The 372-nt window shown below is 68.0% G+C and carries 1 protein-coding gene; it reads right to left on the bottom strand.

Translation table 11 applies throughout. From position 1 onward, the window contains the following. Positions 1-372 (bottom strand): isocitrate lyase/PEP mutase family protein (locus tag TN53_RS42940; protein ID WP_046264354.1); only part of this gene is annotated, 372 nt, incomplete at both ends.

Genomic DNA, 372 nt, shown 5'->3' with positions numbered 1-372 from the left:
AACAGCGCGCCGACCGCGGCCTCGATCTTGCCCGTCATCTCGCGTGCCGATATCAGCCGCTTGCCTTCCAGGTGGCCGCAGCGCTTGGGGACGACCTGGTCCTCCAGGTGGCCGCCGACGATGCCGGCCTGCTCGAACTCGCGGATGCAGCGCCAGGTGTTCATGGCGTTGCCGTAGCCGGCGTCCAGGTCCATGATCACCGGCAGGTCGACCGCCAGGCAGATGTTCTTGGCGTTCCACGCCATCTCGGTGATGGTGGCGAAGCCGAGGTCGGGCAGCCCGAGCATGGCTGCCGAGGTGCCCGAGCCGGTCATGTGGACGGCCGGGAATCCGGCCTGTTCGATGACCCTGGCGCTCAGTGCGTCGTATGCG

Origin of the sequence: Streptomyces sp. WM6386 (genome assembly GCF_000972385.1) — a bacterium.
Lineage (GTDB): Bacteria > Actinomycetota > Actinomycetes > Streptomycetales > Streptomycetaceae > Streptomyces.
The sequence above is the reverse complement of the archived record's forward strand: the minus strand, read 5'-3'. Positions and strand labels throughout refer to the sequence as shown.